This window comes from Streptomyces sp. NPDC087440, assembly GCF_044744005.1.
Classification (GTDB): Bacteria; Actinomycetota; Actinomycetes; order Streptomycetales; family Streptomycetaceae; genus Streptomyces.
This window is the reverse complement of the sequence record NZ_JBIUXN010000041.1, coordinates 1-24723: the sequence shown is the minus strand read 5'-3', so window position 1 is coordinate 24723 and position 24723 is coordinate 1. Positions and strand designations below refer to the sequence as shown.

At 72.3% G+C, this 24723-nt stretch carries 23 protein-coding genes and 2 pseudogenes; 12 read left to right on the top strand and 13 right to left on the bottom strand.

Going from position 1 to position 24723, the window contains the following annotated elements; translation table 11 throughout:
- Window positions 1-1089 precede the first annotated feature (1089 nt).
- Window positions 1090-1443 (top strand): VOC family protein, encoded by a 354-nt coding sequence (locus ACIO3O_RS42185; RefSeq protein ID WP_401756171.1) that lies wholly within the window; start codon window positions 1090-1092, stop codon window positions 1441-1443.
- A gap of 44 nt (window positions 1444-1487) precedes the next feature.
- On the opposite strand, the pseudogene ACIO3O_RS42180 reads toward ACIO3O_RS42185, so the two are convergent.
- From ACIO3O_RS42180 to ACIO3O_RS42160, 5 genes and pseudogenes are all read right to left on the bottom strand, one after another.
- A pseudogene (locus ACIO3O_RS42180) lies at window positions 1488-1748 on the bottom strand (ATP-binding protein); the annotation flags it as partial.
- A gap of 26 nt (window positions 1749-1774) precedes the next feature.
- A complete protein-coding gene (locus ACIO3O_RS42175; RefSeq protein WP_401756169.1) occupies window positions 1775-2173 on the bottom strand; it encodes a hypothetical protein in 399 nt (132 codons plus the stop codon).
- A gap of 49 nt (window positions 2174-2222) precedes the next feature.
- A complete protein-coding gene (locus tag ACIO3O_RS42170) occupies window positions 2223-2615 on the bottom strand; it encodes a tyrosine-type recombinase/integrase (RefSeq protein ID WP_401756166.1) in 393 nt (130 codons plus the stop codon).
- A 175-nt stretch (window positions 2616-2790) separates the two neighbouring features.
- A pseudogene (locus ACIO3O_RS42165) lies at window positions 2791-3090 on the bottom strand (ATP-binding protein); the annotation flags it as partial.
- A 780-nt stretch (window positions 3091-3870) separates the two neighbouring features.
- Window positions 3871-4362 carry a hypothetical protein gene (locus ACIO3O_RS42160; RefSeq protein ID WP_401756163.1) on the bottom strand — a complete coding sequence of 164 codons (492 nt, stop codon included), beginning with the start codon at window positions 4360-4362 and terminating at the stop codon, window positions 3871-3873.
- Between the two features lie 287 nt (window positions 4363-4649).
- On the opposite strand from ACIO3O_RS42160, the gene ACIO3O_RS42155 reads away from it, so the two are divergent.
- On the top strand, window positions 4650-5501 hold the full coding sequence (locus tag ACIO3O_RS42155) for a helix-turn-helix domain-containing protein (protein WP_401756161.1): 852 nt from the start codon (window positions 4650-4652) through the stop codon (window positions 5499-5501).
- Window positions 5502-5515: 14 nt separating this feature from the next.
- A complete protein-coding gene (locus ACIO3O_RS42150; protein WP_401756158.1) occupies window positions 5516-5707 on the top strand; it encodes a hypothetical protein in 192 nt (63 codons plus the stop codon).
- A gap of 71 nt (window positions 5708-5778) precedes the next feature.
- Here the strand turns inward: ACIO3O_RS42150 and ACIO3O_RS42145 are convergent, their stop codons facing one another.
- The gene (locus tag ACIO3O_RS42145) at window positions 5779-6213 is read right to left on the bottom strand and encodes a hypothetical protein (RefSeq protein ID WP_401756155.1); all 435 of its coding nucleotides are present in this window, start codon (window positions 6211-6213) and stop codon (window positions 5779-5781) included.
- 124 nt (window positions 6214-6337) lie between these two features.
- Between ACIO3O_RS42145 and ACIO3O_RS42140 the strand changes: the two genes are divergently transcribed.
- On the top strand, window positions 6338-6604 hold the full coding sequence (locus ACIO3O_RS42140) for a hypothetical protein (RefSeq protein WP_401756153.1): 267 nt from the start codon (window positions 6338-6340) through the stop codon (window positions 6602-6604).
- 67 nt (window positions 6605-6671) lie between these two features.
- Here ACIO3O_RS42140 and ACIO3O_RS42135 read toward each other — a convergent pair whose 3' ends face one another.
- The 4 genes from ACIO3O_RS42135 to ACIO3O_RS42120 all read right to left on the bottom strand — a co-directional run bounded on the left by ACIO3O_RS42135 (window position 6672) and on the right by ACIO3O_RS42120 (window position 9971).
- The gene (locus ACIO3O_RS42135) at window positions 6672-7388 is read right to left on the bottom strand and encodes a DUF4232 domain-containing protein (protein WP_401756150.1); all 717 of its coding nucleotides are present in this window, start codon (window positions 7386-7388) and stop codon (window positions 6672-6674) included.
- A 267-nt stretch (window positions 7389-7655) separates the two neighbouring features.
- On the bottom strand, window positions 7656-8138 hold the full coding sequence (locus ACIO3O_RS42130; RefSeq protein ID WP_401756147.1) for a DUF3592 domain-containing protein: 483 nt from the start codon (window positions 8136-8138) through the stop codon (window positions 7656-7658).
- A 53-nt stretch (window positions 8139-8191) separates the two neighbouring features.
- Entirely contained in the window at window positions 8192-9067 is an 876-nt protein-coding gene (locus ACIO3O_RS42125) for an aminoglycoside phosphotransferase family protein (protein ID WP_401756144.1), read from the bottom strand.
- 277 nt (window positions 9068-9344) lie between these two features.
- Window positions 9345-9971, bottom strand: a complete 627-nt coding sequence (locus ACIO3O_RS42120) for a hypothetical protein (protein ID WP_401756141.1) — start codon at window positions 9969-9971, stop codon at window positions 9345-9347.
- Window positions 9972-10045: 74 nt separating this feature from the next.
- Between ACIO3O_RS42120 and ACIO3O_RS42115 the strand changes: the two genes are divergently transcribed.
- The 5 genes from ACIO3O_RS42115 (at window position 10046) to fxsT (ending at window position 19222) form a co-directional block, all read left to right on the top strand.
- Complete coding sequence (locus tag ACIO3O_RS42115) at window positions 10046-10636, top strand: DUF1707 domain-containing protein (RefSeq protein ID WP_401756138.1); 591 nt, start codon at window positions 10046-10048, stop codon at window positions 10634-10636.
- A 165-nt stretch (window positions 10637-10801) separates the two neighbouring features.
- Window positions 10802-11812 carry a trypsin-like peptidase domain-containing protein gene (locus ACIO3O_RS42110; RefSeq protein ID WP_401756135.1) on the top strand — a complete coding sequence of 337 codons (1011 nt, stop codon included), beginning with the start codon at window positions 10802-10804 and terminating at the stop codon, window positions 11810-11812.
- Window positions 11809-13461: a hypothetical protein gene (locus ACIO3O_RS42105; protein ID WP_401756132.1), complete on the top strand. Its 1653-nt coding sequence runs from the start codon at window positions 11809-11811 to the stop codon at window positions 13459-13461. The genes ACIO3O_RS42110 and ACIO3O_RS42105 overlap by 4 nt, the downstream gene beginning before the upstream one ends.
- Window positions 13458-14621, top strand: a complete 1164-nt coding sequence (locus ACIO3O_RS42100) for an AAA family ATPase (RefSeq protein WP_401756129.1) — start codon at window positions 13458-13460, stop codon at window positions 14619-14621. The genes ACIO3O_RS42105 and ACIO3O_RS42100 overlap by 4 nt, the downstream gene beginning before the upstream one ends.
- On the top strand, window positions 14618-19222 hold the full coding sequence (gene fxsT / locus ACIO3O_RS42095) for an FxSxx-COOH system tetratricopeptide repeat protein (RefSeq protein ID WP_401756126.1): 4605 nt from the start codon (window positions 14618-14620) through the stop codon (window positions 19220-19222). The genes ACIO3O_RS42100 and fxsT overlap by 4 nt, the downstream gene beginning before the upstream one ends.
- Here the strand turns inward: fxsT and ACIO3O_RS42090 are convergent.
- The 3 genes from ACIO3O_RS42090 to ACIO3O_RS42080 all read right to left on the bottom strand — a co-directional run bounded on the left by ACIO3O_RS42090 (window position 19184) and on the right by ACIO3O_RS42080 (window position 21872).
- Window positions 19184-21166: an aKG-HExxH-type peptide beta-hydroxylase gene (locus tag ACIO3O_RS42090; RefSeq protein WP_401756124.1), complete on the bottom strand. Its 1983-nt coding sequence runs from the start codon at window positions 21164-21166 to the stop codon at window positions 19184-19186. The two genes, fxsT and ACIO3O_RS42090, sit on opposite strands and share 39 nt — an antisense overlap.
- Window positions 21163-21384, bottom strand: a complete 222-nt coding sequence (locus ACIO3O_RS42085; protein ID WP_401756122.1) for a hypothetical protein — start codon at window positions 21382-21384, stop codon at window positions 21163-21165. The genes ACIO3O_RS42090 and ACIO3O_RS42085 overlap by 4 nt, the downstream gene beginning before the upstream one ends.
- A gap of 74 nt (window positions 21385-21458) precedes the next feature.
- Window positions 21459-21872 carry a DUF192 domain-containing protein gene (locus ACIO3O_RS42080; protein WP_401756119.1) on the bottom strand — a complete coding sequence of 138 codons (414 nt, stop codon included), beginning with the start codon at window positions 21870-21872 and terminating at the stop codon, window positions 21459-21461.
- 91 nt (window positions 21873-21963) lie between these two features.
- On the opposite strand from ACIO3O_RS42080, the gene ACIO3O_RS42075 reads away from it, so the two are divergent.
- The 3 genes from ACIO3O_RS42075 to ACIO3O_RS42065 form a co-directional block, all read left to right on the top strand.
- Entirely contained in the window at window positions 21964-22743 is a 780-nt protein-coding gene (locus tag ACIO3O_RS42075; protein ID WP_401756116.1) for a prepilin peptidase, read from the top strand.
- 135 nt (window positions 22744-22878) lie between these two features.
- Window positions 22879-24006 carry a hypothetical protein gene (locus ACIO3O_RS42070; RefSeq protein WP_401756114.1) on the top strand — a complete coding sequence of 376 codons (1128 nt, stop codon included), beginning with the start codon at window positions 22879-22881 and terminating at the stop codon, window positions 24004-24006.
- Between the two features lie 119 nt (window positions 24007-24125).
- The coding region (locus ACIO3O_RS42065) for a DUF2079 domain-containing protein (protein WP_401756111.1) at window positions 24126-24723 on the top strand (598 nt) is incomplete at its 3' end.

Genomic DNA, 24723 nt, shown 5'->3' with positions numbered 1-24723 from the left:
CCGTCGGTGAGTGGGTGGGGTGTCGGCTCGTGGTGGCGGGAGCGTGCGTCTGATGGCTGCCGGTGGGGGTGCGCCGACCTCAATGGGGCTGCTGGCCTGGGCTTCGCGGGTGCGGGCCGCCGTAGGGCTGGTGCTCAAGCTGGTGGCTGATGTGGGTGGGTGGATTCCAGGGAGGTGGCCGTGCTGGGACATATACGTTGGACGCACATAAGGCCATCCAGTCCCCGGAATCCAGGCCCCCGCCGCGCCTGATATCCCGGAGGGGAGGACGCTCGCCGAAAGCAGGACAGACGGGCGGTGGGTGATGTGGGTGGGTGCTTGGGTGTGCGGCTGACGTGGGCGGGCTGGTGTGCAGGTGCGTATGCGAGGGGGAGGCGTCGGCGCCTGCCGGACCTCTGGCGCTGGCATGGGTAGGTGCGGAGGCGGCCTTGCGGTGTGGGGTGGCGGGGGTGTGTTCCAGAAGTGGGACACCTGGGTGCGGAAGTGTCCTACTCCAGAGGCACCCCCACCGCACGGATGAAAGCGGGACTGGCTCGCGAGGGGGTTCGGAGGGGTGTGCGGCAGAAGTGGGACACCCGTGCGTAGATCTGCCACTTCTGAGATACCTCCACGCTCTCTCCGGTGCGTGGACGAATGCGGGGACCAACTCGCGAACGAGCTCACGGGGGTGCGTGCCAAAAAGTGGGACACTTCCGCGCAGTTTTGTCCCACTTTTCGGATACCTTCGCGCCACCTCGGCCGTGCGGGCGGCAGCGGATATCGATTCGCGAGTGGACTCGTGGGGGCGGGTGCCAAGGGTGGGACATTCGGGCGCGGAAGTGTCCCATTTGGCTGCGTAGGTCACAAGCAGGAACGGTTGTCGCTGCGTTCCGAGAACGACCAGGAGCCGACAGCCCTGAAGATGTTGGCGAGAAGTAGGAACAGGGGGGAGCCCCTGTCTTGCGGTCTGGGGTTCGGGTTCCCGAAGCGCCGGAGATCGTCCCTGAGCTTGTCGTTTGACGTCCAACGTCCAGGCCTCTCAAACGCGCCTGGCGGCTTCGTGGCTTGCCGGATATAGAGACGACCTTCGCAAGTACATATGAAGGCGTGATGATGTCGACCATGGCTATTGATTCAGTGGTCGTGCGACAGCGTGTCGAGGATCTGGATGCGGCTGTGCCCTTCTACGAGAAGTTGACCGGAAGCACCGCATCGCGGTTCGCCTTTGCTGGGGTCACCCTGGCAAGCGTCGGTCCCTTCCTCCTGTTCGCCGGACCTGACGAGGCGGTGCAGCGAGTCGCGGGGGTGGCGGCGACTCTCACCGTCGCCGACTTGGACGCCGCGGTCGAAGAGGCAGAGGCGGGGGGAGCCGAAATCGTGATGCCTATTCAGACCACCCCGAACGGCCACCGCGCGGTGCTGCGGCATCCGTACGGCGGGGTCTTCGAGTACGTCGGCCCCTGACCCTGTTGTTCAGGCAAGTTCAGTGACTGCTGGTCCGCCTCGGCTCACCTGGCCGCCTGCTCGGCGCGGGCACGGGTGGTGGCGAGGCGGTAGGAGTCGGTGCCGGTTTCGATGATGTTGCCGCCGAAGGTGAGGCGGTCGACGATGGCCGCGCAGAGCCGGGGGTCCGTGAACGTCTTGGTCCAGCCGGAGAACGACTCGTTCGAGGCAATGGCGACGCTGTTCTTCTCCTCGCGTTCGGCCAGGACCTGGAAGAGGAGTTCGACGCCGCGGCGGTCGAGTTCCATGTAGCCGAGTTCATCAATCTATGCCGATATCCGCATAGGTCGACCTATGCCGACAATCCGACGGCGAGGGTTGCATCCTCGCCTGTCTGGTCTGCGTTTGAGACGTCGAGATGGAAGGGCGATCCGTTGGCGAGAGGCGTCCATCCCTGCGCGAGGGCGGTCCGGATGGCCTGGGCGGCGTCAGCGGGAACGACCGGCCTGGTCGTCAGACCGAACCAGTTCTCGGGGTGGTGCCAGCCGGTCTCGACGACCAGAACGGTTCCCGGGACGGTGGCGTCCTCGACCGCGAACGTCAGCGGCCCCCAGCCGTTTGACTGGCAGTAGGTCGGCTTGTGGCGGACGCGCCAGCGGTAGGTGACGCCGTCCACGACGATGAGCCGGGAACCCTTCTTGACCAGCGCCACCGTCTGTTCCTTCGACTGCCCGTAGTGTCGCTCCGACATTCCCAGCCTGCCCTCGGGGAAGCAAACCATTTGAGTTTCCTCGGCATAGTCACAAGCGGTCGAGGAAGGCCAAGGCCTCGTCGGTGGGCCGGTAGCGGCCCGGCCGGGTGGTGACGGGCGCAGTCAGCGCGAGCGCCTTCTCCTTGATGGTCATCTCGGCGTGGACGTAGGCGTCGGTGGAGCGGACGCCGGCGTGGCCGAGCCAGAGCGCGATGACCGTGGTGTCGACGCCGGCATGCAGCAGCGACATCGCGCAACTGTGCCGCAGGACGTGCGGGTGAATGCTCTTGTCCAGGAGGGATGGGCAGGCTCGCGCGGCAGCCTGTGCGTGGATGCTTAGGCGCTGTGCAACGGCGTCGCGGCTGAGGCGCCGCCCGGCCCGGGTGCAGAACGGAGGGTCGCCGCGACGTCCGACGCGCTCGTTCAGCCAGGAGCCGAGCACCCGCCTTCCGACGCGAACTCCCGAACGGCATCGCCACCCCCTCGCGGGAGCACCCCTTCCCCCTCACTCGCGAAGCTGCCCGGCACCGAAACTAGGTAGAGCCCAGAACAGCCGAAACCCCATGAAGGAGCGGAACAACACACATGGCATCGGCATAGTCGCGGTCTCGGCATAGGTCGATGCAGAGGAGGTCGACGCGGCCGTAGCGGGCGACGGTCTTCGTCAGCTGCTTCTCGTCGGCGGCTTCGACCAGCTCGTTGACCAGCTTGGTGGCCAGGACGTACTTGACCCGGTAGCCGGCCATCGCGGCCTCGGTGCCGAGTGCGATCAGCAGGTGGGACTTGCCGGTGCCGGAGTCGCCGATCGGGCAGAGGGGCAGGCCCTTCTTGATCCATTCGCACTTGACGAGGGTGTGGATCATGGCCGCGTCGAGGTTGGGGTTGGCGTCGAAGTCGAACTTGCGAAGCGATTTGTCGCTGAGCAACAGACGTTCTCGGAAATCGCCCCAAAAGCCACCCACTTCTGAGATACCTCCCCGCCACCTCTCCGCCGCCTTCCCGCCTCATCGCCCACCGCCCGCCCGCCGGTTCCGGTTTCAGTGAACACCCCTCTTCCTCCGGGGTGTTAGGTGTGCCGCGTGCCGCGTGCCGCGTGCCGCGTGCCGCGTGCGGTGTGCGGTGTGCGGTGTGCGGTGTGTGGTGTGTGGTGTGTGGTGAGTTGGGGGCCGGGATCCCGGGGATGGGATGGCGTTATGTGCGTCGAACGTATATGTCCCAGCACGGCTACTTCCCTGGAATCCACCCACGCACATCAGCCACCAGCTTGAGCACCAGCCCTACGGCGGCCCGCACCCGCAAAGCCCAGGCCGGCAGCCCCATTGAGGTCGGCGCACCCCCACCGGCCGCAACTACTCCCACGCTCCCGCCACCACGAGCCGACACCCCACCCACTCACCGACGGACGACGAGCAACCCGGGCTGATTTCCGGAGCCCCTACCCACACACCCGCACCCGGCAGCGGCGGGCGGCCACTTCCCGGACCTTCTCCGGGGCCATTTTTCGGCCGTCCTCCGCACAACGAAACCTGCGCTGGAGGGGAGTCTGTCAAGGGTGGAGCGCATGCGACATCGGCGAAGCCGACGCGACGTAGGAGCGCCCTTGACGGGCTCCCCGGAAGCGCCACACTCCGGTCCAGAGGACGGCCCCACCAACACCCGATCCGGGCCCGCTCCAACACCGCCCCCACCCCGGCCGCTCAGCGAGGCAGCGTCACCCAGGACTTGATGCCCCGGTGGGGCGGTACCGCTTCGTCGACGCCCCACTCGCCGCCCCAGTCCTCCACCGCCTCGTCGAGGAGCCACAGGGCTCGCCGCCGACGTACGAAACACAGGGACGTGGCGTCCGGGTCCGCGTGGGGCGGGTGCTGGTCCCAGACGATCAGGCGGAGCGTGCCGCGGTGGTGCCGCAGGGACACGTACAGATCCGCGTCCGAGGTCAACTTGCCCGCCACCGCGATGAGTTCGGTGACGACCAGGGCGAGGACCGGAGCGTACCGGTCGAGGTGATGGGCATGCAGGGCACCGGTCAGGGCGCGCCGGACGATGCCCGCGCTGCGGGGTTCGCCGGGGACGGTCAGGCTCACGGCGAGGTTGTCGGCTTCGTCGTAGCCGGTTCGGGCGGCGGGGGAGGGGTCAGGGTGATCGGCGATCGGACAGAGGGCGTGGGTGGGGATGGCGGTCTGCTGCATGGCTGAACTCCTTCGTTCAGTACGGCTGTTGACCCCGTGCGCGACTCGCTGCGCGTGTGAGTGGTGGCCTGTCTCCCTGACGCGAGCCCGTCCCCTCCCAGGGAAGGAGGCCGCGGGCAGGCTCACGCGATGCGCTTCAACTCGGTTGCGTAGTCGGTGCGTTACCGAAAGTAGAGCACAGTTGGCACATGTGCCGCATTCGAACGGGGGCAATTGCCGTTTCGAGTGGACTCGCGAGTCTGTCCGGCGGCACACTGATCGCCACAGTCGGCCCGGAAAGAGGCAGCATGCCAACGCGACCCACACCGTCTCAGCGGCAGCGACGCTTGGGCGCCGAGCTGCGCAAGATGCGCACCGCCGCCGGTGCCACGACCGATTACGCGGCCGGCTTGCTGGGCCTCGACCGGACGAAGATCTCCAACATGGAGTCAGGGGTGCGCCCGATCGCCCCCGAGCGTGTGCGCACACTGGCCAGCAACTACGAGTGCGACGACGCCGGGTATGTGGACGCACTGGCGGCGATGGCCGGTCGCCGGGAGCGAGGCTGGTGGGACAAGTACCGGGGCGAGCTGCCCCAGGGCCTGCTGGATATCGCCGAGTTGGAGTGGTACGCGCAGGCGCTGAGCACCGTGCAGACCGTGCACGTACCGGGCCTGCTGCACACCGAGGACTACGCCCGATCCGTCTTCGACTCCGTACTGCCAACGCTGCCGCGCCTGGAGGTCGAACTGCGCGTCGCGCACCGGAGGCTGCGGCAGCAGGTGCTCACGCGGGAAGACTCGTTGACGTACATCGGTTACGTCCATGAGGCAGCCCTGCGGATGCTGTTCGGCGGCCGGGAGGTGATGCGGGCGCAATTGCTTCGCTTGTGCGAGGCCACTGAGCAGGACAACATCACCCTGCGGGTGCTGCCCAACGAGGCAGGAGCCTTCCCGGGCGCGGGGCATGCGCTGCTGTACGCGCACGGCGTGGTGCCCCAACTGGACACCGTGCAGCTCGACTCGGCGCACGGTCCCGAGTTCATGCACTCGGAGGCACAGCTCCGCAAGTACCAGTCGCACTTGGACTGGATGGACAGGACGGCCCTGAGCGCAGGGCCGTCGCGGGACTTCATCCGCGCGATCGCGCACAAGCTCTGAGGAGAGCGGCACACATGACGGACATCCAGTGGGAAGAGGCCTTCTGCGGCGAGGGCAACAACTGCTTCCGCATAGGCACGGACGACGCGGGCAACGGCTACATCGCCGTGGCGGGCGCCGAGGACACCCCCCTCACCGACACCCGCGAAGCCCTCCGCACCCTCATCCTCGACATCAAGGCGGGCAAGGCCGACCACCTCCTCTGACCCGCCCGCAGGGCAGGGGAACGGCAGGGGAACCGGACGGCCCCCCGGCGCAGCTCTCCCGCCCCGCTCACTCAGGCCGTGGTGTCCGCCGCACCTGGCGGCTTGGGTACGACGCCGGGCAGCGGGGCGAACGACCACTCCCCGTCCTCCCGGACCAGTACCTCGGACACGTCCACGGGGGTCGACCCGGGATCACGCGTTCCTCGGAACCTCACGTTCCACGCCCCGGCGAACTCGGAGGCCTTCGTCCACTTCACCGCCCACCCCTGCCCGCCGAACTCGGCGACGCGGGCCTTCGCGTCCTTGTCGCCGCTGGGGTGCGAGGAGAGGTGACGTACGAGACCCGGCTCGTCGGACGCATTGAGCAGTTGGACGTACGTCGCCAGGAAGGGATCGAGCCCCTCGGTGGACGTCGGATCGTCCTCGGCGCAGGACGTGAGGAGCAGCAGTGCCGCAGTCGCGGCACCGGCCGCGGCCCACCGCACGCGGCGCCGACGGGGACGCAAAGGTACGAAGGGACCGGAGGTTCGACGCGACAAAGCTGGCCACCGCCTCGTGAGGTTGTGTGTTTGCTGTGCGGAGCGAACGGGGCCCGGAGTCCACGTCGACCGCACGACCGCGACGGCCATCATGACCCGCCGCCGCCGTACGGAACAGAGGGCACCGGACACCGCGGCCGCGCGGCGTGCCTCAACGGTTGCGGCCGCTTCGGATACCGCAGATCAGGCCCACGTACGCGACGCGGGCGATTTCGGCAAGCAGCAGGTCGGAGCGGGTTTCGCCTTCGCCGCATGGTCCGGAGGCATCGCGTCCTACGCGGCCGACACCATCACCTCTGACGCCCAGGGCCGCAAGCTGGTCCACAGCTTCGCCGCCGTCTACCAGGGCGCGGGCTGAAGGCACCGTGCGGTGCGGTGCCGGGCCTGCATCGCACCGCACCGCACCGCACCGTGCCGGATCGTGTTCAGCGCTGCGTGATCGGTCGCATCGCGATGCCCTCCGACAGGGACCACTCCGTCACCCGCTGGCCGTCGTCGCCGTAGAGCACCTTCACCCCGGCCGGGAGCGGCACCCGCTTGGCCTCGCCGATGTTCGTCAGCTTCTTGCGGCCCTGGAGGGTCACGTCGATCACTGTGATCTCGTACTCGTCCATGCCGCCGCCCGCCACCAGCACGCCCGCGTACGCCTTCTCGTTCGGTGCGAGCACGGTCGGCTCGTTGATCTCGGCGCCTTCGAGCAGCCGCGCCGGGGCGCCGGCGTCGGGGCCGAGCTGGGTGATCGGGTAGTGGTACAGGGTGCACGTCTTCGCGCCGGTGTTGAGCGCGGTCAGCTTCAAGTGGCGTACGGGAGCGCCCTTGGCGTCCTCGTTGGTGGCCGTGATGTCGACGGCCTCGGGCGCGCAGGGGGCCGCCGCGGCCTGGCCGGAGCCCTTGCCGCCGTCGCCGTTCTTTCCGCTGTCGCCCTGGGTCTGCGCGGGCTTCGGCTCGGCGGGGCCGGGGGCGCTGGGGGTGGTCGGGGCGGTGGTGGCCTGGGGGGCCGCGCTGGAGGAGCCGGAGGAGCTGGTGGAGGTGCCGAGCTGGCAGGCGGTCGCGCCCAGGAGGGCGGCGGTCGTCGCGAGGGTTGCGACGCAGGTCTTCCAACTCCGGCGGGCGGTAAGGGCGGTGGGCTTGGTGGTGTTCATGTGAGTCCCCGTGGAAAGCCGATTTCGGCTGGTTCGTCATGCAATGGCAAGCAGAGTTTGCCTCCGGGGTGCGAAGTCACGCGCACCGCCGGGGATCTGTTACCCAGTGGTTACGTACGGTGATATCCGTGCGGGGTGCAGCCCGGGCACGCCGGACAACGACGGTAGGAGTGCGGGGCGGACGCGTCGTCCCCCGCCCGGTTGACCTTCGCCTGCACCGCACGCGGTAGGCCCGGTGACGTACAACTTCCGCGGTAGCCGGCCGCGTTAGAGGGGCGGGGGTTTGCCGCGCCTGCTTCTGCGTGCCGCGCGGGCGTTGCCCGCGGCCTTCTTGGCGAGGCCGATCAGCAGGGCCAGGGCGGTCAGCGCGCCCAGGACGAGGAGGGGCGGCAGGCCTTCGTCGGGGAGTGACGCGCCCCGGACGCGGGCGACGGCGGGGTTGGCGGAGGCCACCTCCAGGGGGACGCGGGCGCCCGGGGTGGGGGTCCCGGCGAGGCGGTCCAGGCTCAGGGTGGTGGAGCGGTAGGTGCGGCCGCGGAGGGAGTAGGTGACCGTGTAGTCGGTGGTCTTGTCGCGGTGGGTGGTGGCGGAGGTGATCCGCCCCTCGACGCGGACCGGCGCGTCGTCGATCAACTCCCCGTACGCCCACTGCCTCCCCGCGGCCGACAGGCAGCCCACGGCGACGAGCAGCGTCAGCACGGCACCGACCAGAGCGGGGCTGAGCGTGCGGCGCGGACGGCGGCCGGACATGGTGGGGACGGTAGTCCGCGGGACGGGGTCCGGCTACAGGGCAGGGGCGTCGCTCACCCGGCGAGGCGGAACTCGGCCAGCGCCTGCGTGATTTGGCGGCTGGTCTGGGCGGCCACCCGGGGATGGGTGGCGGCGTAGTGCGTGTACGCGTTCAGGCCCGTGGCCAGGGCCCAGCCCATGCCCCGCAGCCAGGTCGCGTCGTCGGGGGCCAGGGCCGTGCGGAACGCGGCGCGCGCTGCGGGGTCCAGCAGGGTGTACGCCACCATCAGGTCGACCGACGGGTCGCCGACGCCGAGGCCGCCGAAGTCGATGACGGCGGTGAGGCGGCCGTCCGCGTCGGCGAGGAGGTTGCCGGTGTGGAAGTCGCCGTGCAGCCAGCGGGAGTGGGCGGGGTCGTGGGGTGCGTGGAGCGCCGCGTCCCACAGGGCGGTCATCGCCGGGGCGTCGAAGACGTGCGCGGTGGCGGCGATGGCCGTGCGGGTGCCGGGGTCGTAGGAGCGGAGGTCGGGCCCGGCGGGCAGGCCCGGCGAGGCGGGGTCGAAGGACTGGAGGGCGTGCAGGAACTCCGCCAACTGGGTGGGAGTGTCCGGGTGTTGGGCCTCCGGGGTCGGGGTGCTGCCGTCCAGCCACCGGGCGACGGACCAGTGGTACGAGTAGGAGCCGTCGGGCTCGCCCAGGGCGAGCGGGACGGGGACGGCGAGGGGGAGGCTCGGGGCGATCCGGGGCAGCCAGCGGTGCTCCTTGACGGCCTGGCCCGCGGCCCAGTCGCCCCGGGGCAGGCGCAGGGCCATGTCGTCACCGAGGCGGTGGATGACGTGGTCGGACCCGGCGGGGTCGAGGAGGCGCAGGGGGAGGTCGGCCCAATCGGGGAACTGCTGCTTGAGCAGGGTGCGGGCGAGGTCCTGGTCGATCAGGGGGGATTCCTTCAAGGGGTTTCCTTCCGGGAGGCGAGGTCATCCCAGCACCGGTCCCACCCGGGTGTCGACCGGGTTTCCGCCCTGTGGCCGTAGCCCGAGTGCCCCGGCGGCCCGTGCACTTCCGGGCGCTCTGTGTCCCCGAACCTGCGTCCCCGAACCTGCGTCCCCGAGCCGCCTCGGCGCCCCGGAGCCTCCGGCATCCCCAGCCCCCGGGCATCCTCGGCGCCCCGGGCATGCCCCGCACCCCGCAACCCCGCACCCGTACGCATCCGTGCCCATGACGGGCCCGCTACGCCCCCTTGAGCGCCCGCTCGATGCGCGTCGCCTGGTCGGAGGCGAACTTCGACAGGCCGTCGGCGTCCTTGCTGCGGTACTCCTGCGAGACGGCCACCACCACCGACCCCACCCGGAAGTGGATGACGCGCAGTGCGCTGTCGGCGTCCTCGCCGGACTTCACGTAGGCGGACGTGTTGCCGACGGCCGGGCCCTTCTCCGCGGTGGCGTCGGAGGCCAGCTTGGTCTCCGCCTTGTAGCCGGCCTCGGCGGCGCTCTTGCTGCCGTAGGCCTTGACGCTCGTGCCGACCAGGGCGCCGGACGCGTCCGTGTAGTTGCCCACGCCCTCGTAGGAGAGGCCGTCGCACGGGCCGTCGCAGGAGGCGGCCTGCGCCTTGATGCCCCCGTTGTCGCCCTGCGCGTCCTCCTTCCAGCCCTTCGGCAGGTCCGCCGCCCGCAGCAGCGCCCCGTCCAGCGTCTTCGCGTCCTTGAAGGGGTCCGCGGGGTCGGTCAGCCCGGCCTGCGCGGACCCGCCGCCCTTCCCGTCCTCCGTCCCGCCGCCGGAGTCCCCGCCGCCGCACGCCGACACCGTCAGCAGCAGGACGGCCGAAGCCGCCCCCACCCAGATCCTCCGGGACCTCATCACACGTACCTCTTCATCTCTTCACGCCATGCGTTTACCGGCAACCTACACACCGCGCTTCGTATCATCGGCCCATGTCCACAGATCCCGCTCGCCGCCCGCTCCGTGCCTCCGACGCCGACCGCGAGGCGGTGGTGGAGCAGCTGAGGGAGGCCGCCGCCGAGGGGCGGCTCGACATGGAGGAACTGGACGAGCGGCTCGGGCTCGCCCTCTCCGCCAAGACCGTCGCCGAACTCCCGCCGCTGATCGAGGACTTGGTGCCGGAGGAGGAGGTGGTGGGTGCCGGGGAGCCGCTGGTGATCAAGGGTGGGATGAACGGGCAGTCCCGTGCCGGGGCCTGGAAGGTGCCGACGCGCATCGTCGTCGAGGGCGGCATGGGCGGCGTGAAACTCGACTTCACCCGCACCGGCGTCCGGCACAGGGTGATCGACGTGGAGGTGAACGCGGGCGCGGGCGGCGTCGTCGTGATCGTGCCCGAGGGGTGGGGGGTGGACCTCGACAGCGTCCACGGCGGCATGGGCGGCGCCTGGAACAAGACCAAGGGTGAACGCCTGCCCGGCACGCCCCTCGTCCGGGTCACCGGCAGCGGCGGCATGGGCGGCGTGTACGTCCGCAATCCGGGGCGGATGCAGCGCCGCAAGCTGCGGCGCGAGCTGGAGGGGTGACCCGCTCGCCGGAGGGAGGTCCCGGTTCCGGAAACCGCTGGGGCCGCGTCGGCGTCCCGAAAGGTGTCCGGGCATTCTCAGGGGTTCCGTTTCCGGGTTACCTTCGCCTTGGGCCAACGATGTTGCCGTACGCGAACGGCCGTCACTCGGGGGAGGTGATCAGCGTTGGGTCCGCACACCGGTCAGGTCCGGGTGCTGTCGCCGGACGGCGTACTCGCCGGAGCCGGGGTCCTGGTGGCCCTGGACGGCTCTCCGTCCCTGCACGTCATCACCTGCGCCCATGTCGTCGACGACGTGGGCGGGTTGAGTAGGTTCCGTACGGTCGACGGGGCCGCCGCGGGCACCGCGAGCGTCCTGGTCGACCTGCCCGGACGCGGGTGGTCCGCGAAGGCGGTGGTGGTGGAGGGGAGTCGGGCGGACAGCCCGCTGCTCGACGTCGCCGCGCCCGGCCACCGCGCCGAGGAGTGCGGCGATTTTGTCGCCCTCGCCCTCGTACCCGGCTCGCCCCCGCTGCCCGAGGGCTGCCGGCCGCTGCCCCTCGCCCCCTGCGGTGAGCCCGTCGAGCAGCCCGTGCTCGTCCTCGGGTACCCCGAAGGGCTCTCCGACGGCATCGTCACCGCCGGGCGGCTGATCGGCGTCGGCGGCGCCTGCCCGCTGTGGGTGCAGCTGGAAGGGGTTCAGTCCACCGGGGCACCCTTCGAACGCGGGTTCAGCGGGGCCGCCGTGTGGGATCCGGACAAGGGCCGGGTCGTGGGCATGGTGACCGCCGCGCACGCCCGGCCCGAGACCAAGGTGGCCTGGATGCTGCCCGTGGAGGCGGCGATACGGTTCTGGGCCCCGCTGGGCGGGGCGGTGCGCACCCCGGAGCCCCGGGCCTGCGAACCGCCGCCCGTGGAGGCCCAGTTGGGGCTGGCGGACGCCCTGCTGGAGATACCGCAGATCGAGTACGACTCCGGGAAGGCCCTGCGCATGGCGTTACCCCGGGCCGTGCGCCGGAACGTACGCGACCACGCCTACCCCCGCCACCAGGTGCAGGCCCTCATCGCCGCCTGCCTCGACCACCGCGACGGCTGCCCCGCGCTGCGTGCCGCCGTCGCCGAACTGGGCGGCGACACCGCCTCGACCCGCGAGGCCCTCGGCGTCCTGGACCGGCTGTGCTGCGGAGGCGGCGCATGACCGCCCCGGAGACCAGCCCGGGCCCGCCGCCCGGCCGCCCGCCGGGACCGCCTCCAGGGCCGCCCCCCGGCCCGCCGCCGGGCCCGCCCCCGGTTCCGCCGCCCGCCCTGCCGCCCGAGACCGTGGCGTTCCCGGCGGCCGCCCTCGCGGCCCTCCCGCCGCGCTATCTCGTCGACGCCTTCACCGAGGTCGACTGCCTCCAGGACCCGGCCACCCTGCGCGAACTCGTCCAGCGCTTCGGCGTCGCCTCACGCACCCTGCTCGACCGCACCGGCAGCGTCTCCCGCCGGGCCCTGGTCGTCCAGCTGATGGACGAACTCCGGGACGGCCCCGAGGGGTTGACGCCCATGGTCGAGAGCCTGGAGGTGCGGGACGGGGCCACGGCCGCCATCCGCAGGCTCAAGGTCGCCGTCGCGGCCTGGCAGGTGCCGCTGCTCGACGACACCGAGCAGTGGGAGGCACTGTTCCGCCTGCTGGAGGACGTCCGGATACCGGACCTGCCGAGGAAGTACGTCACCTTCCTCCAGTCCCTGGGGCGGGTCGAGGGGCCCGGCGACTGCACCGAACCCTGGGCGGTCTTCCTGCACGCCGCCACCCTCAACTCCCGCCCGGGCGACCCGCTTCCGTGCTTCCAGGTGCTGCGCAGCCTGCTGGCCCTGGGAGCCACCGGGGCCGAGACCCAGCACGCCATCGTCGCCTGGGCGCAGGCCAACGACCCGTCGCTGCGGCAGGGCGTCGTACCGTACGACAACGGTGAACGCGAGGACCCCCATCAGCTTCCCGAGGCGAAGGCCGCCGACGGCGACCACCGCGCCTGGCGGCCCGAGGACTACCTCATCATCCGGCTCACCCCCCTGCTCGACGCGGGACCCGAGGGCGACGCCCTGCTGTCCCACTGGTGGCGGGTGCAGAGCGGGGAGCAACTGCGCGGCGCCGACCGCAGGATAGGAATCCGGCAGGCGGAGCAGGAGGTGCGCAGGCTCGTGAAGGAGGCCGAGAGCGACTGGGCATATTCCATTCGCACCGACCTGGCCCTGGAGTTTTTGCTTCCGCGCCCCTGGCTGGACCTCCACGTGGAACGCTGGAGCAAGGAGGCCTTCCAAGGGGTGGAAGGACTGCTGGGGGAGGACCATCACGTGGTGCTGCGCAGCCTGGACCGCATCAACCGCCGCGACCTGCACAGCCGTTGGTGGCGAAGATGGGACGCCTTCGTACGCGGCCGGGCCGGACGCGTGCACTGGTTCCCCGAGGACGGCAGGGCCCACCTGCTGTCCGACCCGCCGCCCGCGATCGCGGTGCTCAGCGCGCCCCCGGGCGGCGGCCGAAGCACACGGGGAGAGCACACGGCGCTCGACGAGCTCTGGGAGGCGCTGAGGGTCGGGGTTCCGGTGGTGCTCTGGGACCGCAGGGAAGCACGGGACCCCGCCTTCCGGGCCGCCCTCAACAGGTTGCTGACCGAACACGACCCGCGCGAACTACCCGACGTCGTACGGGGATTGCGGACTGCGGTCGGCTCATCCGATGCTGAAGAGTATTTCTCTGTCGGCCGCCATGTCGCTTTGTTGTGGGACGATCCGGACCGGATGCCCGTCGCGCACACGGGCTCCGTTGCGGTCCCTCCCCCCACATCTGGAGAGGAGAGGCTGTGACGTTCCCTGCCGGCGCTGCGGCGTCCGCTTCCGACAACGGCCACGCGGGAGCCGCCAGGCCCCGCTGGTGGATCTACCGGGGTACGGGCGAACCGCTGAAGGACACCACCCTCAGCGACCTGCTGCCGCCCGCCCCGCCGTGGCGCACCTTCACCGGCGCCCCGGCGGTCGGCCCGCCCCCCGCGGACGAGGAGGAGACCGTACGCAGGCTCGGCGGCAGCCCGCCCGCCCGCACCCTCACCGACTTCGCGCGCCGCGAGGCGGAGATGGTGAACGCCGCACTGCTCCTGCGCCGCCCGCTGCTGGTCGTGGGCCGCCCCGGGACGGGCAAGTCCAGCCTCGCCTACCGGGTGAGCCGCGAGCTGCGCCTGGGACGCGTGCTGCGCTGGCACATCAGCAGTCGTACGACCCTCCAGAGGGGTCTGTACGAGTACGACGCCATCGGCCGCGTCCAGGACAGCGCCGCCCTGCGCGCGGTGACGGCAGACGCCGCAGGCGCCGCGGACCCCGGGGGCAAGACCGCGGCGCAGCCCGCCGACGTGGGCGACTACATCCAGCTCGGGCCGCTGGGCACCGCGCTCCTGCCGCACGAACAACCGCGCGTCCTGCTCATAGACGAGCTGGACAAGAGCGACCTGGACCTCGCGAACGACCTGCTCAGCGTCTTCGAGGAGGGCTCCTACCCGATCCCCGAACTGCTGCGCGCCCGGCGTCGGCAGCCGTCGGTGAAGGTGCTCACCGACGACCCCGAGGGCGAGGCGGTCATCACGGGCGGACGGGTCGTCTGCCGGGCGTTCCCGTTCGTGGTGATGACCTCCAACAGCGAACGCGAGTTCCCGCCCGCCTTCCTGCGGCGCTGTCTCGTGCTGCGCATGCCCGAACCGGAGGAGCAGGACCTCGCGCAGATGCTCGCCGCACACTTCGGCGAGGACACCGTGGAGCGGCTCGGCGGTCCGCTCATCGCGCGCTTCCTGGAGCGCAGCCGCGAGCACGGCGGCCTCTCCATCGACCAGCTCCTCAACTCCCTCTACATCGCCACCTCGCACGGCGCGGAGGAGCGTCCCGGCGACCTGCTCGCCCTCGCCGAGAGCGTCTGGCACCGGCTCGACGGCTCGGCCCCCGCCCTCGGCGGCAGCCCCGGACGGGGGGATTCCGGGTGACTGGTGGCGACGCACCGCGTTCCGGCCCCTCGTGGCCGGAGCTCCTCGACGCCCTCTACCTGGCCGCCTGCCAGGACAACGCCGCGCCCTACCGGCAGTGGCGGCCGGACCGTCCCGTCCCGCCGCCGCCGCCGTCACCGCCGCGCCGCCCCGGCGCACCGTCGTCGCCGGAAACCGGTGCCTCGGGAGGCCCGGAGGGGCGTACGGAGAAGGAGGAGCCCGCGCGCACTCCCGGCGTGCGCGAGGGCGATGAGCGGGAGGGGGCCGAGGGGGAGGGTGCCGACGGGGAGGGCGACGCGCGCGGCGCCGAGGCCGAGGACGCCCCCCGGCCGGACCTCGTCGAGGACGACCTCGTCACGGACGGCGTCACCGGGGCGGCCGTCGCGTACGCCCTCGACGGCGCCCCCGGACTGGGCCGCCCCGCGGGCCCGCGGGACCCGCGCACCGTGCCCGAGCCCGTCGTGCGGTACCCCCCGTGGGGCGTCCTGCGCCCCGACGGCGGCGAGCCCGCCGCCACCACGACCGTCGCCGCGCCCCTGCCCGAGGCCCTCGCGCTGGCCCGCGCCCTGCGCCCGTTACGCCTGCGCGCCGAGGTCCCCGACGCCCGGGAGCTGGACGAGGAGGCCACCGCCGAGCGTGCCGCCCAGGAGGAGCTGTGGGTGCCGGTGTGCCGTCCGGTGCACGAACGCCGGCTGCGGCTGCTGCTCCTGGTCGACGGCCACTTCTCGATGTCCCTGTGGCAGGACACCGTACGCGGGCTGCGCAGCCTCCTGGAGCAGACCGCCGCCTTCCGCTCCCTCACCGTGGCCCCCGTCGACCTCACCGGCGCCGGACCGGCCGCCCACGGCGGAGCCGCGTCCCCGGGCCCCGACAGCCTGGTGCTCGTCGTCACCGACGGGGTCGGCGAGGCCTGGCGCAACGGCGGCGCGGCCGCCTTCCTGTGCTCCCTCGCGCACACCTCGCCGACCGCCGTGCTGAGCCTGATGCCCCAGGAGCTGTGGGAATTCACGCTGCCCAGCGCGGTACGCGCCCGCCTCGACGTGCCCGAGGCAGCCGTCCCCAACCGCCGCCTGCGGCTGCGCGGCCCCGCCCTCCCGGCGGGCGAACTCGGCGACCCGGTCCGGCTGCGCCCCCAGGGCCGCCCGCCCGTCCCCGTACCGCTGCTGGAACTGACCCCGGGCTCCCTCGGCCGGTGGGCCCGCCTGGTCGCCTCCCCCGGGGGACAGTTCGACGCGGCCGTCCTGCTCACCGGGGCGCACGGCGACCTGGGCGCGCGCCACCACCCCGAGCCGGAGCCTTACGGGGGGCGCACGCGGCACGAGGTCGCCGACGGCGTGCGCGACCCGCTTCCGGAACTGCCCCCGGGGCGCACCCGCCAGGAACGCGCCCGCGAAGTGGTCCGTGCTTTCAAGGCGAAGGCGTCCCCCCTGGCCTATGCCCTCGCCAAGCGGCTGGCGGCGGCGCCGTTGAACCTTCCGGTGATGCGGCTCATCCAGCACTCGCTGCCCGGCGCCAAGGACTGGAACCTCGGCGAGATCATGCTGTTCGGCCTGCTCCGCCGCACGGGACACGGCCACGACGCCGAGGACACGGAGTCGGTCTTCTACGACTTTCCCGAGGGCGTCCGCGAGGAGCTGCTCGGGCTCGGGACCCGTTCCGAGACCATGATCGTGCTGCGCCAGGTGGCGGGAGCGCTGGGCCCGCGCCTGGCCTCCGCGGTCGACGGCGGCGAAGCGGCGGTGGCCTGGGAGCACGATGCGGCCGACCCGCCCGTCAACGACCGTACCCGCCCCTTCGTGCGGCCCCTGCACACGGCGCTCGCCGCCGTGTCGGGCCCCTATCTGGCCCGGGCCTCCCGGCTCGGCCAGCTGCTGGGAGTGGGGTCCCGCGGCGTCGGCCCACCCCCCGAGACCGTCCCGGAGGATCGACGCGCCGATCCAAGGACTACCGTGCGTGTCGGATCGACTACGCTTGAGCACCCGTCACCCGTACCGAACCCGGGGCCTCCCCAACAGGCGACATCCCCCATCGGAGCCACAGGAGGATCCGTGTCCACCGCGCAGACAAGCACCCCCTTCACGCCCCCGCCGGTCGCCAGGCCGGCTCGGCTGTGGGGCAACGTGCCGCAGCGGAATCGGAACTTCACTGGGCGCGAGGACCTGCTCGCCCGCCTCAGCCAGCGGCTCACCACCGGCGGCACCTCCGGCGTCACCGCCGTCCTTCCCGAGGCCCTGCACGGCATGGGCGGTGTGGGCAAGTCCCAGATCGCCATCGAGTACGTCTACCGCAACAGCCGGAACTACCAGCTCGTCTGGTGGGTGCCCTCCGAACAGACGAGCCTCATCGTGCAGTCCCTGATCGAGCTGGGCGAGCAGATGGGGCTGCGGGTCGGCACCGAGCGCAGTGCCGTGCCGGCCGTCCTGGAGGCGCTGCGCGTCGGCGCACCGTATGCGAACTGGCTCTTGGTCTTCGACAATGCGGAGGACCCGCACGAGGTCCGCAAGTTCTTCCCGAACGATGGCCCGGGACGGGTGATGGTCACGTCCCGAAACTCCCAATGGTCGAGTCTGGCCAGTTCACTAGAGGTCGATGTGTTTGCACGCGAGGAGAGCGTCGCCCTGATCAGGCGACGCAGCCAGCAGATTCCCGACGAAGCCGCCGACCGTCTGGCGGAATCGCTCGGTGACCTTCCCCTGGCCGTCGAGCAGGCTGCCGTATGGCTCGCCGAGACGGGGATGCCGGTCAACCAGTACCTGGACCTCTTCGAGACCAAGTACGCGGAACTCCTCCAGACCTCGCCCCCACCGGACTACGAGCTCCCGGTCGCCGCCGCCTGGAACGTCTCCCTGGACCGCCTGCGCGAGAACCACCCGGCCGCCCTCCAGCTCCTCCAGGTGTGCGCCTTCTTCGCACCCGAGCCCATCGACTGGGACCTGTTCTCCGCGGTACGGGGCGTCGCCGCGCCCACCGCCCTGCGGGCCACCCTCGACGACCCCATCAAGCTGGGCCGCGCGGTCCGCGAGATCGGCCGCTACGCACTGGCCCGCATCGACCACCGCAAGTCGACCATCCAGGTCCACCGGCTGGTGCAGCGCGTCCTCATCCAGCAGATGAACGAGCAGGAACGCGCCGAAATGCGCCACTGCGCGCACGAGATCCTCGCCAACGCCGATCCCCGCAACCCGGAGCGCCCGGCGGAGTGGCCCCGTTACTCCAGCCTGCTGCCGCACGTGCGGGCCTCGAACATGATCGAGTGCGAGGACCCCTGGGCCCGCCAGCTCGTCCTGAACGAGACCCGCTTCCTGCTCGCCCGAAGCGACTACCAGGAAGCCCTGAACGTCGCCGAGCGCGCGGGCGGCATCTGGCGGCGCACCCTCGGCGACGAGCACGAGCACGTCCTGGAGATCGACCAGGTCCGCGCCCAGGTGCTGCGCTGGCACAACCGCTACGACGACGCCTTCGAGCTCCAGACCCAACTGCTGGAACGCTGCCGCCGCGTGCTGGGCGAGCGCCACCCGGCCACCCCCCGCGCGGTGAGCTTCCTCGCCGTCCTGCTGCGCGCCCGGGGCGACTTCCTGGGCGCCCGCAACCTCGACCAGCAGGCGTACGAGGCCCTGCTCAGGGAGTTCGGGCCGGACGACCCCGCCACGCTCCAGGCCGCCCACAACTACACGGTCAGCCTGCGCCTGTCGTCCGACATCAAGGACCTGGAAGAGACCTACCGGCTCGACGAGGACACCTTCCAGCGACGGGTGGAGGTCCTGGGCGAGGACCACCGGCAGACCCTGCTCAGCCTGCACTGCGTCTACGTCGACCTCCAGGAGCTGGGCCGCTACCAGGAGGCCGCCGACGGGCAGGAGCAGTTGCGCGACCGCCTGCTGGCCATGCTCGGCGAGGAACACCCGCTGACCGGCTTCGTGACCCGGGAACTGTCCATCACACGCCGCAAGCTCGGCCTCCACCAAGAGGCCTTCGACCTCTCGCAGGGTGTGCTGGACCTCAACCGCAGCCGCCCCTCCGGCGCCGACAAGCACCTCGTCGCCTGGGCCGCCCTCATCCACGCCACCGACCTCCGCCAGACCGGCGACCTGGAGGGCGCCGCCGAACTCGGGCGCGAGGCCATGGAGTTGTGCCGCGAGGCGCTGGGCCCGCACCACCCGCACACGTACGCCACAGCCACCAACCTCGCGGTCACGCTCCGCCTGCTGGACCGGGTGCCGGAGGCCCGCGAGCTCAACGAGGCGGCGGTGGAGGGCCTGAGCCAGCTCCTCACCCCCCAGCACCTGCGCACCCTCCTCGCCAAGGCCAACCTCGCCAGCGACTACGCGCACCTGGGCGACCTCGGCAGGGCCCGCGAGCTGGGCGAGGAGATCAGCCGGGACGCGGGCGTCGTCAGCGGCGAACGCCACCCCGACACCCTGGCGATCCGCCTCAACCTGTCGTACGACCTGAAGGCGACCGGCGACGCGGAGCGCGCGAAGGAGCTCTACGGCCAGACGGTCGCCCTGATGCGCGAAGTCCTGGGCCCCCGCCACCCGGCCACCGTCAACGCCACCAACGAACTACGGGCCAACTGCGACATCGACGCGCTCAGCATGTGAGTCACCGTCGCCCGCACCGGGCGGCGTGAACCACCGGGCCAGCTCCTGCGGGCCCGGTGGGTGCGCGTCGGCCCGCAGCAGGGCCGCGTGCACGGCGACGACGAGCTCGGGGCGCTCCAGCAGGGGCTCTCCGGGTTCGCCGTGGTGCGTTTCGACGGGGTGCGTATCGGTGTGGTGCGATGTGTCGTGCTGCGATGTGGCGTGGTGCGACGTGCCGTGGTGCGTCGCGTTGTGCTGTACGAGTCCCAGTCCCACCCAGTCGCTCACGTTCACCGGCGCGCTCAGCGGGTCCACCGCCTTCAGGAACAGGCCCCGCGCCTCCTCCCGGTCGCCCGCCACCAGCGCCGCGTCCGCCGGAGTCAGCTCGCCCGCGCCCCACAGGTCCGACACCCCCGCGTTCAGGTCGGCCCGCAGCCGGTCGAACGCCGCCCGGTCGGTCAGCCACAGCCGGGTCAGCCACAGCCGCGACAGCACCCGCGACTGGGTGCGCGCCGGGGTCAGGCGCACCGGTGGCAGGACGGCGGGCGGCGGCTCACCGGCCTGCCAGCGCCGGGCCAGCGCGTCGGCGTCCGTCCCCGAGACCGTCAGGTGGGTGGCCCGCCAGGTGGCGGCCAGGTCCGCCCGGCACCGGGCGGCGAGCGCGCCGGGCAGCTCCGCCACCCGCTCCGGCCACCAGCGGGCCGCCTGCGCGTCCAGCGCGGACACCAGGTGCGCGCCCGCCTCCGTGAGCCGGTCGCAACTGTGCAGGGCGGTCAGTCCCACCCTCAACTGCCAGCGGTGGTGGGCGAATTCGAAGTCCGCCCGGTCGTCGCCGGGTGTCCGCTGCCGATGCCAGAAGGCGGTGATCCCGGCCGTGGCGTGCGTGCCGTACAGGAGACCGCGCAAGGGGCGGGGGTCCCGTCGCCAGGGGGCGAAGTGCAAGGGTTCGGGGCCCGGCCGGTCCTGGTCGAGCAGGGGCGTCACGTCGTCGGCAGCGGCCAGCAGCTGGTGGTGGGCCTCGTGGATCAGGGTGGCGGCGGCCGTCGGCGCGTCCGGGGGCAGCGACATCATGACCGCCCCGAAGGTGTCCGGCACGGTCGCGCTGACGGGGTGCGCCGGGCTCGGGGCGGCGGCGGGCACCAGGCAGTGGATGGAGCCCCACACCAGGCGGCGGGACGGCGGGTGCCCCTCCGCCAGCAACTCGGCCGCCCGGCAGATGAGGTGACGCCACTGGTCGAGGGCGCTGTCGGACAGCGGGGCGGGATCGCGCAGGGCGCGGTAGTCCCGGTGCGGGCAGAGGGTGTCGAGCGTCACCGTGCCCGCCCCGCCCGGCAGTTCGACGCCGGGCAGCGGATGCCAGCCCTCGGACGGCAGGTGCAGCGCCTTCGGCAGCCGTACCGAACCGCTGTCCCCGAAGACGACCGTCTCCCGCGCCGTGCACTCCACGCCCACCACGGCCCACTCGCCGCGCGCCACCCGGCCGGTCTGCCCCAGCGACGGCAGCCAGAGTCTTCCCCGGTACGCCGGGACGCGCAGCGAACACCGCGTCCCCGAGCGGATCGCGGCCGCCGCCGCCAGTGACCCCGCGAGCCCGGCCTCGGCCCGCAGCGGCACATCCGGTCCCGGCGGTCCCGCACCGTGGCTGATCCGGCGCAGCAGTTGCAGGGCCCGGCCGCCCACCATCGGGTCGGCCAGCACGGCGTCGGCGGCAGCGGGGTGGGCGCGCTGAACGGCGCACAGCAGCTTCCAGGCGGTGCGCGGAAGGGTCGGCGGCAGGCCCGTGCGGGGCCAGTCGTTCGGCAACTGGTCCAGGGCGGGGGTGAGTTCGTACACCCCCACCAGGGCGAGCAGCGCCCGGCTGCGGCGGGCAGCCGTCAGCAGCGCCACGTCAGAGGCGTCGACCTCGCCCGTGGCGACGGCGGTCAGCGTCCGCAGCGGCAAGCGGTGGTGCTCAGTGCCGGTCAACTCTCCTTGCCGGTGCCCGGTCGCACCGGCGGCGAGCCCTGGCACGGCGGGGACACGTCGCCCGAACACAGCGGTGCCGCCGTGCGGGCGAGCTGCCTGCGCAGGGACGCGAGAGCGGTGGGGAGCCCGTCCACCCCGCTCAACTCGCCGAGGGGCACCCCCGACAGATCGAGGACCCGAGCCTGCAGAATTCCGGTGGTTCCCGCTGAAGCCGCCATGCTCCCCATGGTGACGGAACGGCACCCAGTGCGGAAGACCCCTTCCCGCCGGGGGACAGGGGCCCTTGAGCGGGTTACGGGACGATCCGGACGTGTGCGCCGGGGCGCACGCCCCAGCGCGTCAGTGCGCCCGCCTCCGCCTCCAGGACGTGCCGGGTGCGGGGGTGCGGGAGGGGCAGCCGGTTCGGCGGCAGCGTCCGGACGGCGAGGACCCTCAACTCCCGGTCCAGATAGGCGACTTCGATGGGGAAGCGCATCCGGAAGGTGTGGATGCCGGAGGCGGGGGTCAGCAGCAGCGCGCCCGCGATCCCGGTGCGTCCGAGGAGGCCCCGGGAGCGGGCGCGGGAGGAGGCGGCGATCTCCAGGGGGACACCGGCGGGGACACCCGCGGGGACGTCGGGGCCGGTGCCGCCGTCGCGGCACGGAGTGTCGAGGCACAGAGTGCCGTGGCCGTCCGCGTAACGCCGCTTCCGTCGCTGCCGTCCCATGCGCGGACTGTACGATCCCGGGCCCGCCGGTGTCAGCGAAGTGGGCCCACGGGCCCATGACCCGGGGGCGGGCCCCGCCTAGGGTGGGCGCGTGTTCGCCACCGTGATCGTGTTCGCCGCCCTCTGGGGCGCCGCAACCGGGCTGCTCCTGCCGCGGGCCGTCCACCGGCTCTCCGTCGAGCCCGAGGAGCCCTGGCGCGCGGACTGCCCCGCGGGTCACCCGTTCGCCGGAGTCGCCCGGGGGTGGGTCGGCACCGGGCGCTGCGCGCGGTGCGCCGCAGGGAGCGCCGCCGAGGGCGCGCTGCGTACCGCCGTGGGCTCCCGGACGTACACCCGGACCCTCCCGTACGTCCTCCTGGGCACCCTCGCCTGCGCCGCACTCGCCGCCGCCACCGGGCCGCGCCCCGAGCTGGGGGTCTGGCTGCTGCTGACGCCCTTCGCGCTGCTGCTGGCCGCCGTCGACCTGCGGGTGAAGCGGCTGCCCGACGTGCTCACCCTGCCGCTCGCCGCCGGGGCCGCGCTGCTGCTGGGCGTCGCGGAGCTGCTGCCCGGGGACGGCGGGTCCTGGCTCGGGGCGCTGGCGGGCGGGGCCGGGCTCGGCGGTGTGTACCTGCTGCTCCATCTGATCAACGCGCGCGGGATGGGGTACGGCGATGTGAAGCTCGCCCTGGTGCTCGGGCTCGTCCTGGGCTGGTACGGCTTCTCGGTGCTCTTCCTCGGGACCTTCGCGGGCTTCCTGTTCGGGTCGCTGTACGGACTGGGGCTGATCGTCGCCGGGCGGGGCGACCGCAAGACGGCGTTCCCGTTCGGGCCGTTCATGATCGCGGGGGCCTGGGCGGGCGTACTGGTCGGAGCGCTCGGGGCGGGCTGATCGGGCACCCCGCACGGCAGCGGAACCCGACCCCGCGCAGGGGCGGAACGGGGCCAATCGTGAGAAATTGCGAGGAGTGGCCGTGCCCGGCCGACGGCCACCCGCCCGCCCCCCCGCTACCCGAGTGGAGTGCCCATGAGTGACGAGGACGCCTCCGACCTGCTCGCCGAACTGCGCCGCCCCCGGCCCTACCCGGCCGTCTCCCTCACCCTCCCCACCCACCGCCACCGCCCGGAGAACCAGCAGGACCACATCCGGCTGCGCAACCTCCTCTCCGACGCCGAGAAGCGGCTCACCGCCGACCCGAAGGTCAGCAAGGAGCAGGCGGCCGCCGTCGTGGGCAACCTGGGCGAGGCGGTGGAGGAGCTCGACCCCGAGCACTTCCTGGAGGGCCTGGTCCTCTTCGCCTCCGTCGACGAGGCCCGTACCTACCTGGTCAGTTCGACGGTCCCGGAACGGGTCGTGTTCGGCGAGACGTACCTGACCCGCAACCTGGTCGCCGCCTCCGCCCGGCAGATCCCCTACCTCGCACTGCTCCTCAGCGTCGGCGAGGTCCGGCTCTGGCACGGCGTCGGCTACGAGCTCACCGAGATCGACCAGGAGGAGAGCGGCTTCCCCGTGATCTCCTCCGGCGTCGACCGGGACGGCCCGCCCAACCGCGAGGGCGGCCACGGCGAGGAGCAGGACTTCCGCAACATGCTCACCGAGGCCGACCGCAAGCTCACCCCGCTGCTCCAGGAGGCGGTGCTCCCGGTGGTGGTCGTCGGGCTGCGGCAGCACATCGTCACCTACCGGGAGCTGTCCCGGCACAAGGCCGTGCTGGCGGCCGACCTGGAGGTCGGCGGCCTGCTCCAGGCGACCGCCCCCGAACTGGTCGAGCAGCTGGCCCCGGCGCGGGCGGCGCTGGCCGCGATCGACACCGAGGAGGCCCTGAAGGCACTGGACGCCGCCCGCAGCGGCCGCCGGTACGCGGCCGGGGCCCAGGACTGCTGGCAGGCGGCCCGCGAGGGACGGGTGGGACACCTGGTGGTGGAGGAGTCGGTACGGGTCTCCGCCCGGGTGGAGGAGGTCGAGGGTGCACCCCGGGCCGCGCTCGTCTTCGTGGACGAGAGCGGCGAGGGCGGCGAGAGCGGTGAGGGCGTCGAGGACGACGTCGTCGACTCGCTGGCGGAGATGGTGCTCGACGCCGACGGCGACGTGACCTTCGTCCCCGACGGGACCCTCGGCGAGACCGGCGGCATCGCGGCGGCGCTGCGGTACTGAGCCCCGGCACAGGGCGTCGACGGGTGCGGCTCCACCGGGGCCGCACCCGTGATGGTTAATCTCCGCATATGAGGAATATGCGGACAATTCCTGACAGGAAGTCAGTTCAGGTCGTTCCCGTGTCCGTACGCAGACGCGTGCGCGGCGGAGCCCCCTGGGCGTGGGGTGCCGCCCTCTTCGTCCTGTACGGCACGCTCTCCGTGCAGCGGCACCGGCTCCTGCGGACCACCGGGTACGACCTCGGGATCTTCGAGCAGGCCGTCAAGGCGTACTCCCGAATGCGTCTGCCGTACGTCCCGTTGAAGGGCGAGGGCGTCAACCTGCTGGGTGACCACTTCCACCCGGTCCTCGCCCTCCTCGCACCCCTCTACCGGGTCTTCCCCGCCGCCGAGACCCTCCTGCTCGCCCAGGCCGCCCTGCTCGCGCTCGCCGTGGTGCCGCTCGCCCGGTGGGCCGGGCGGGCGCTGGGGCGGGCCGCGCTGCACACGGTGGCGATCGGGTACGGGCTGAGCTGGGGGATCGCCTCCACCGTCGCCTTCGACTTCCACGAAGTGGCCTTCGCCGTACCCCTGTTGGCGTTCTCGCTGGAGGCACTCGGGCGGGGGGGGGGGGGGGGGGGGGGCCCGAACGGGCCGGCGTGTACGCGGCACCCCGGCGGCGGGTCACGGAGGCCCACGGGCGCACCCGGGCCCCGCCCGGCGGGGACGGGGGGGGGGC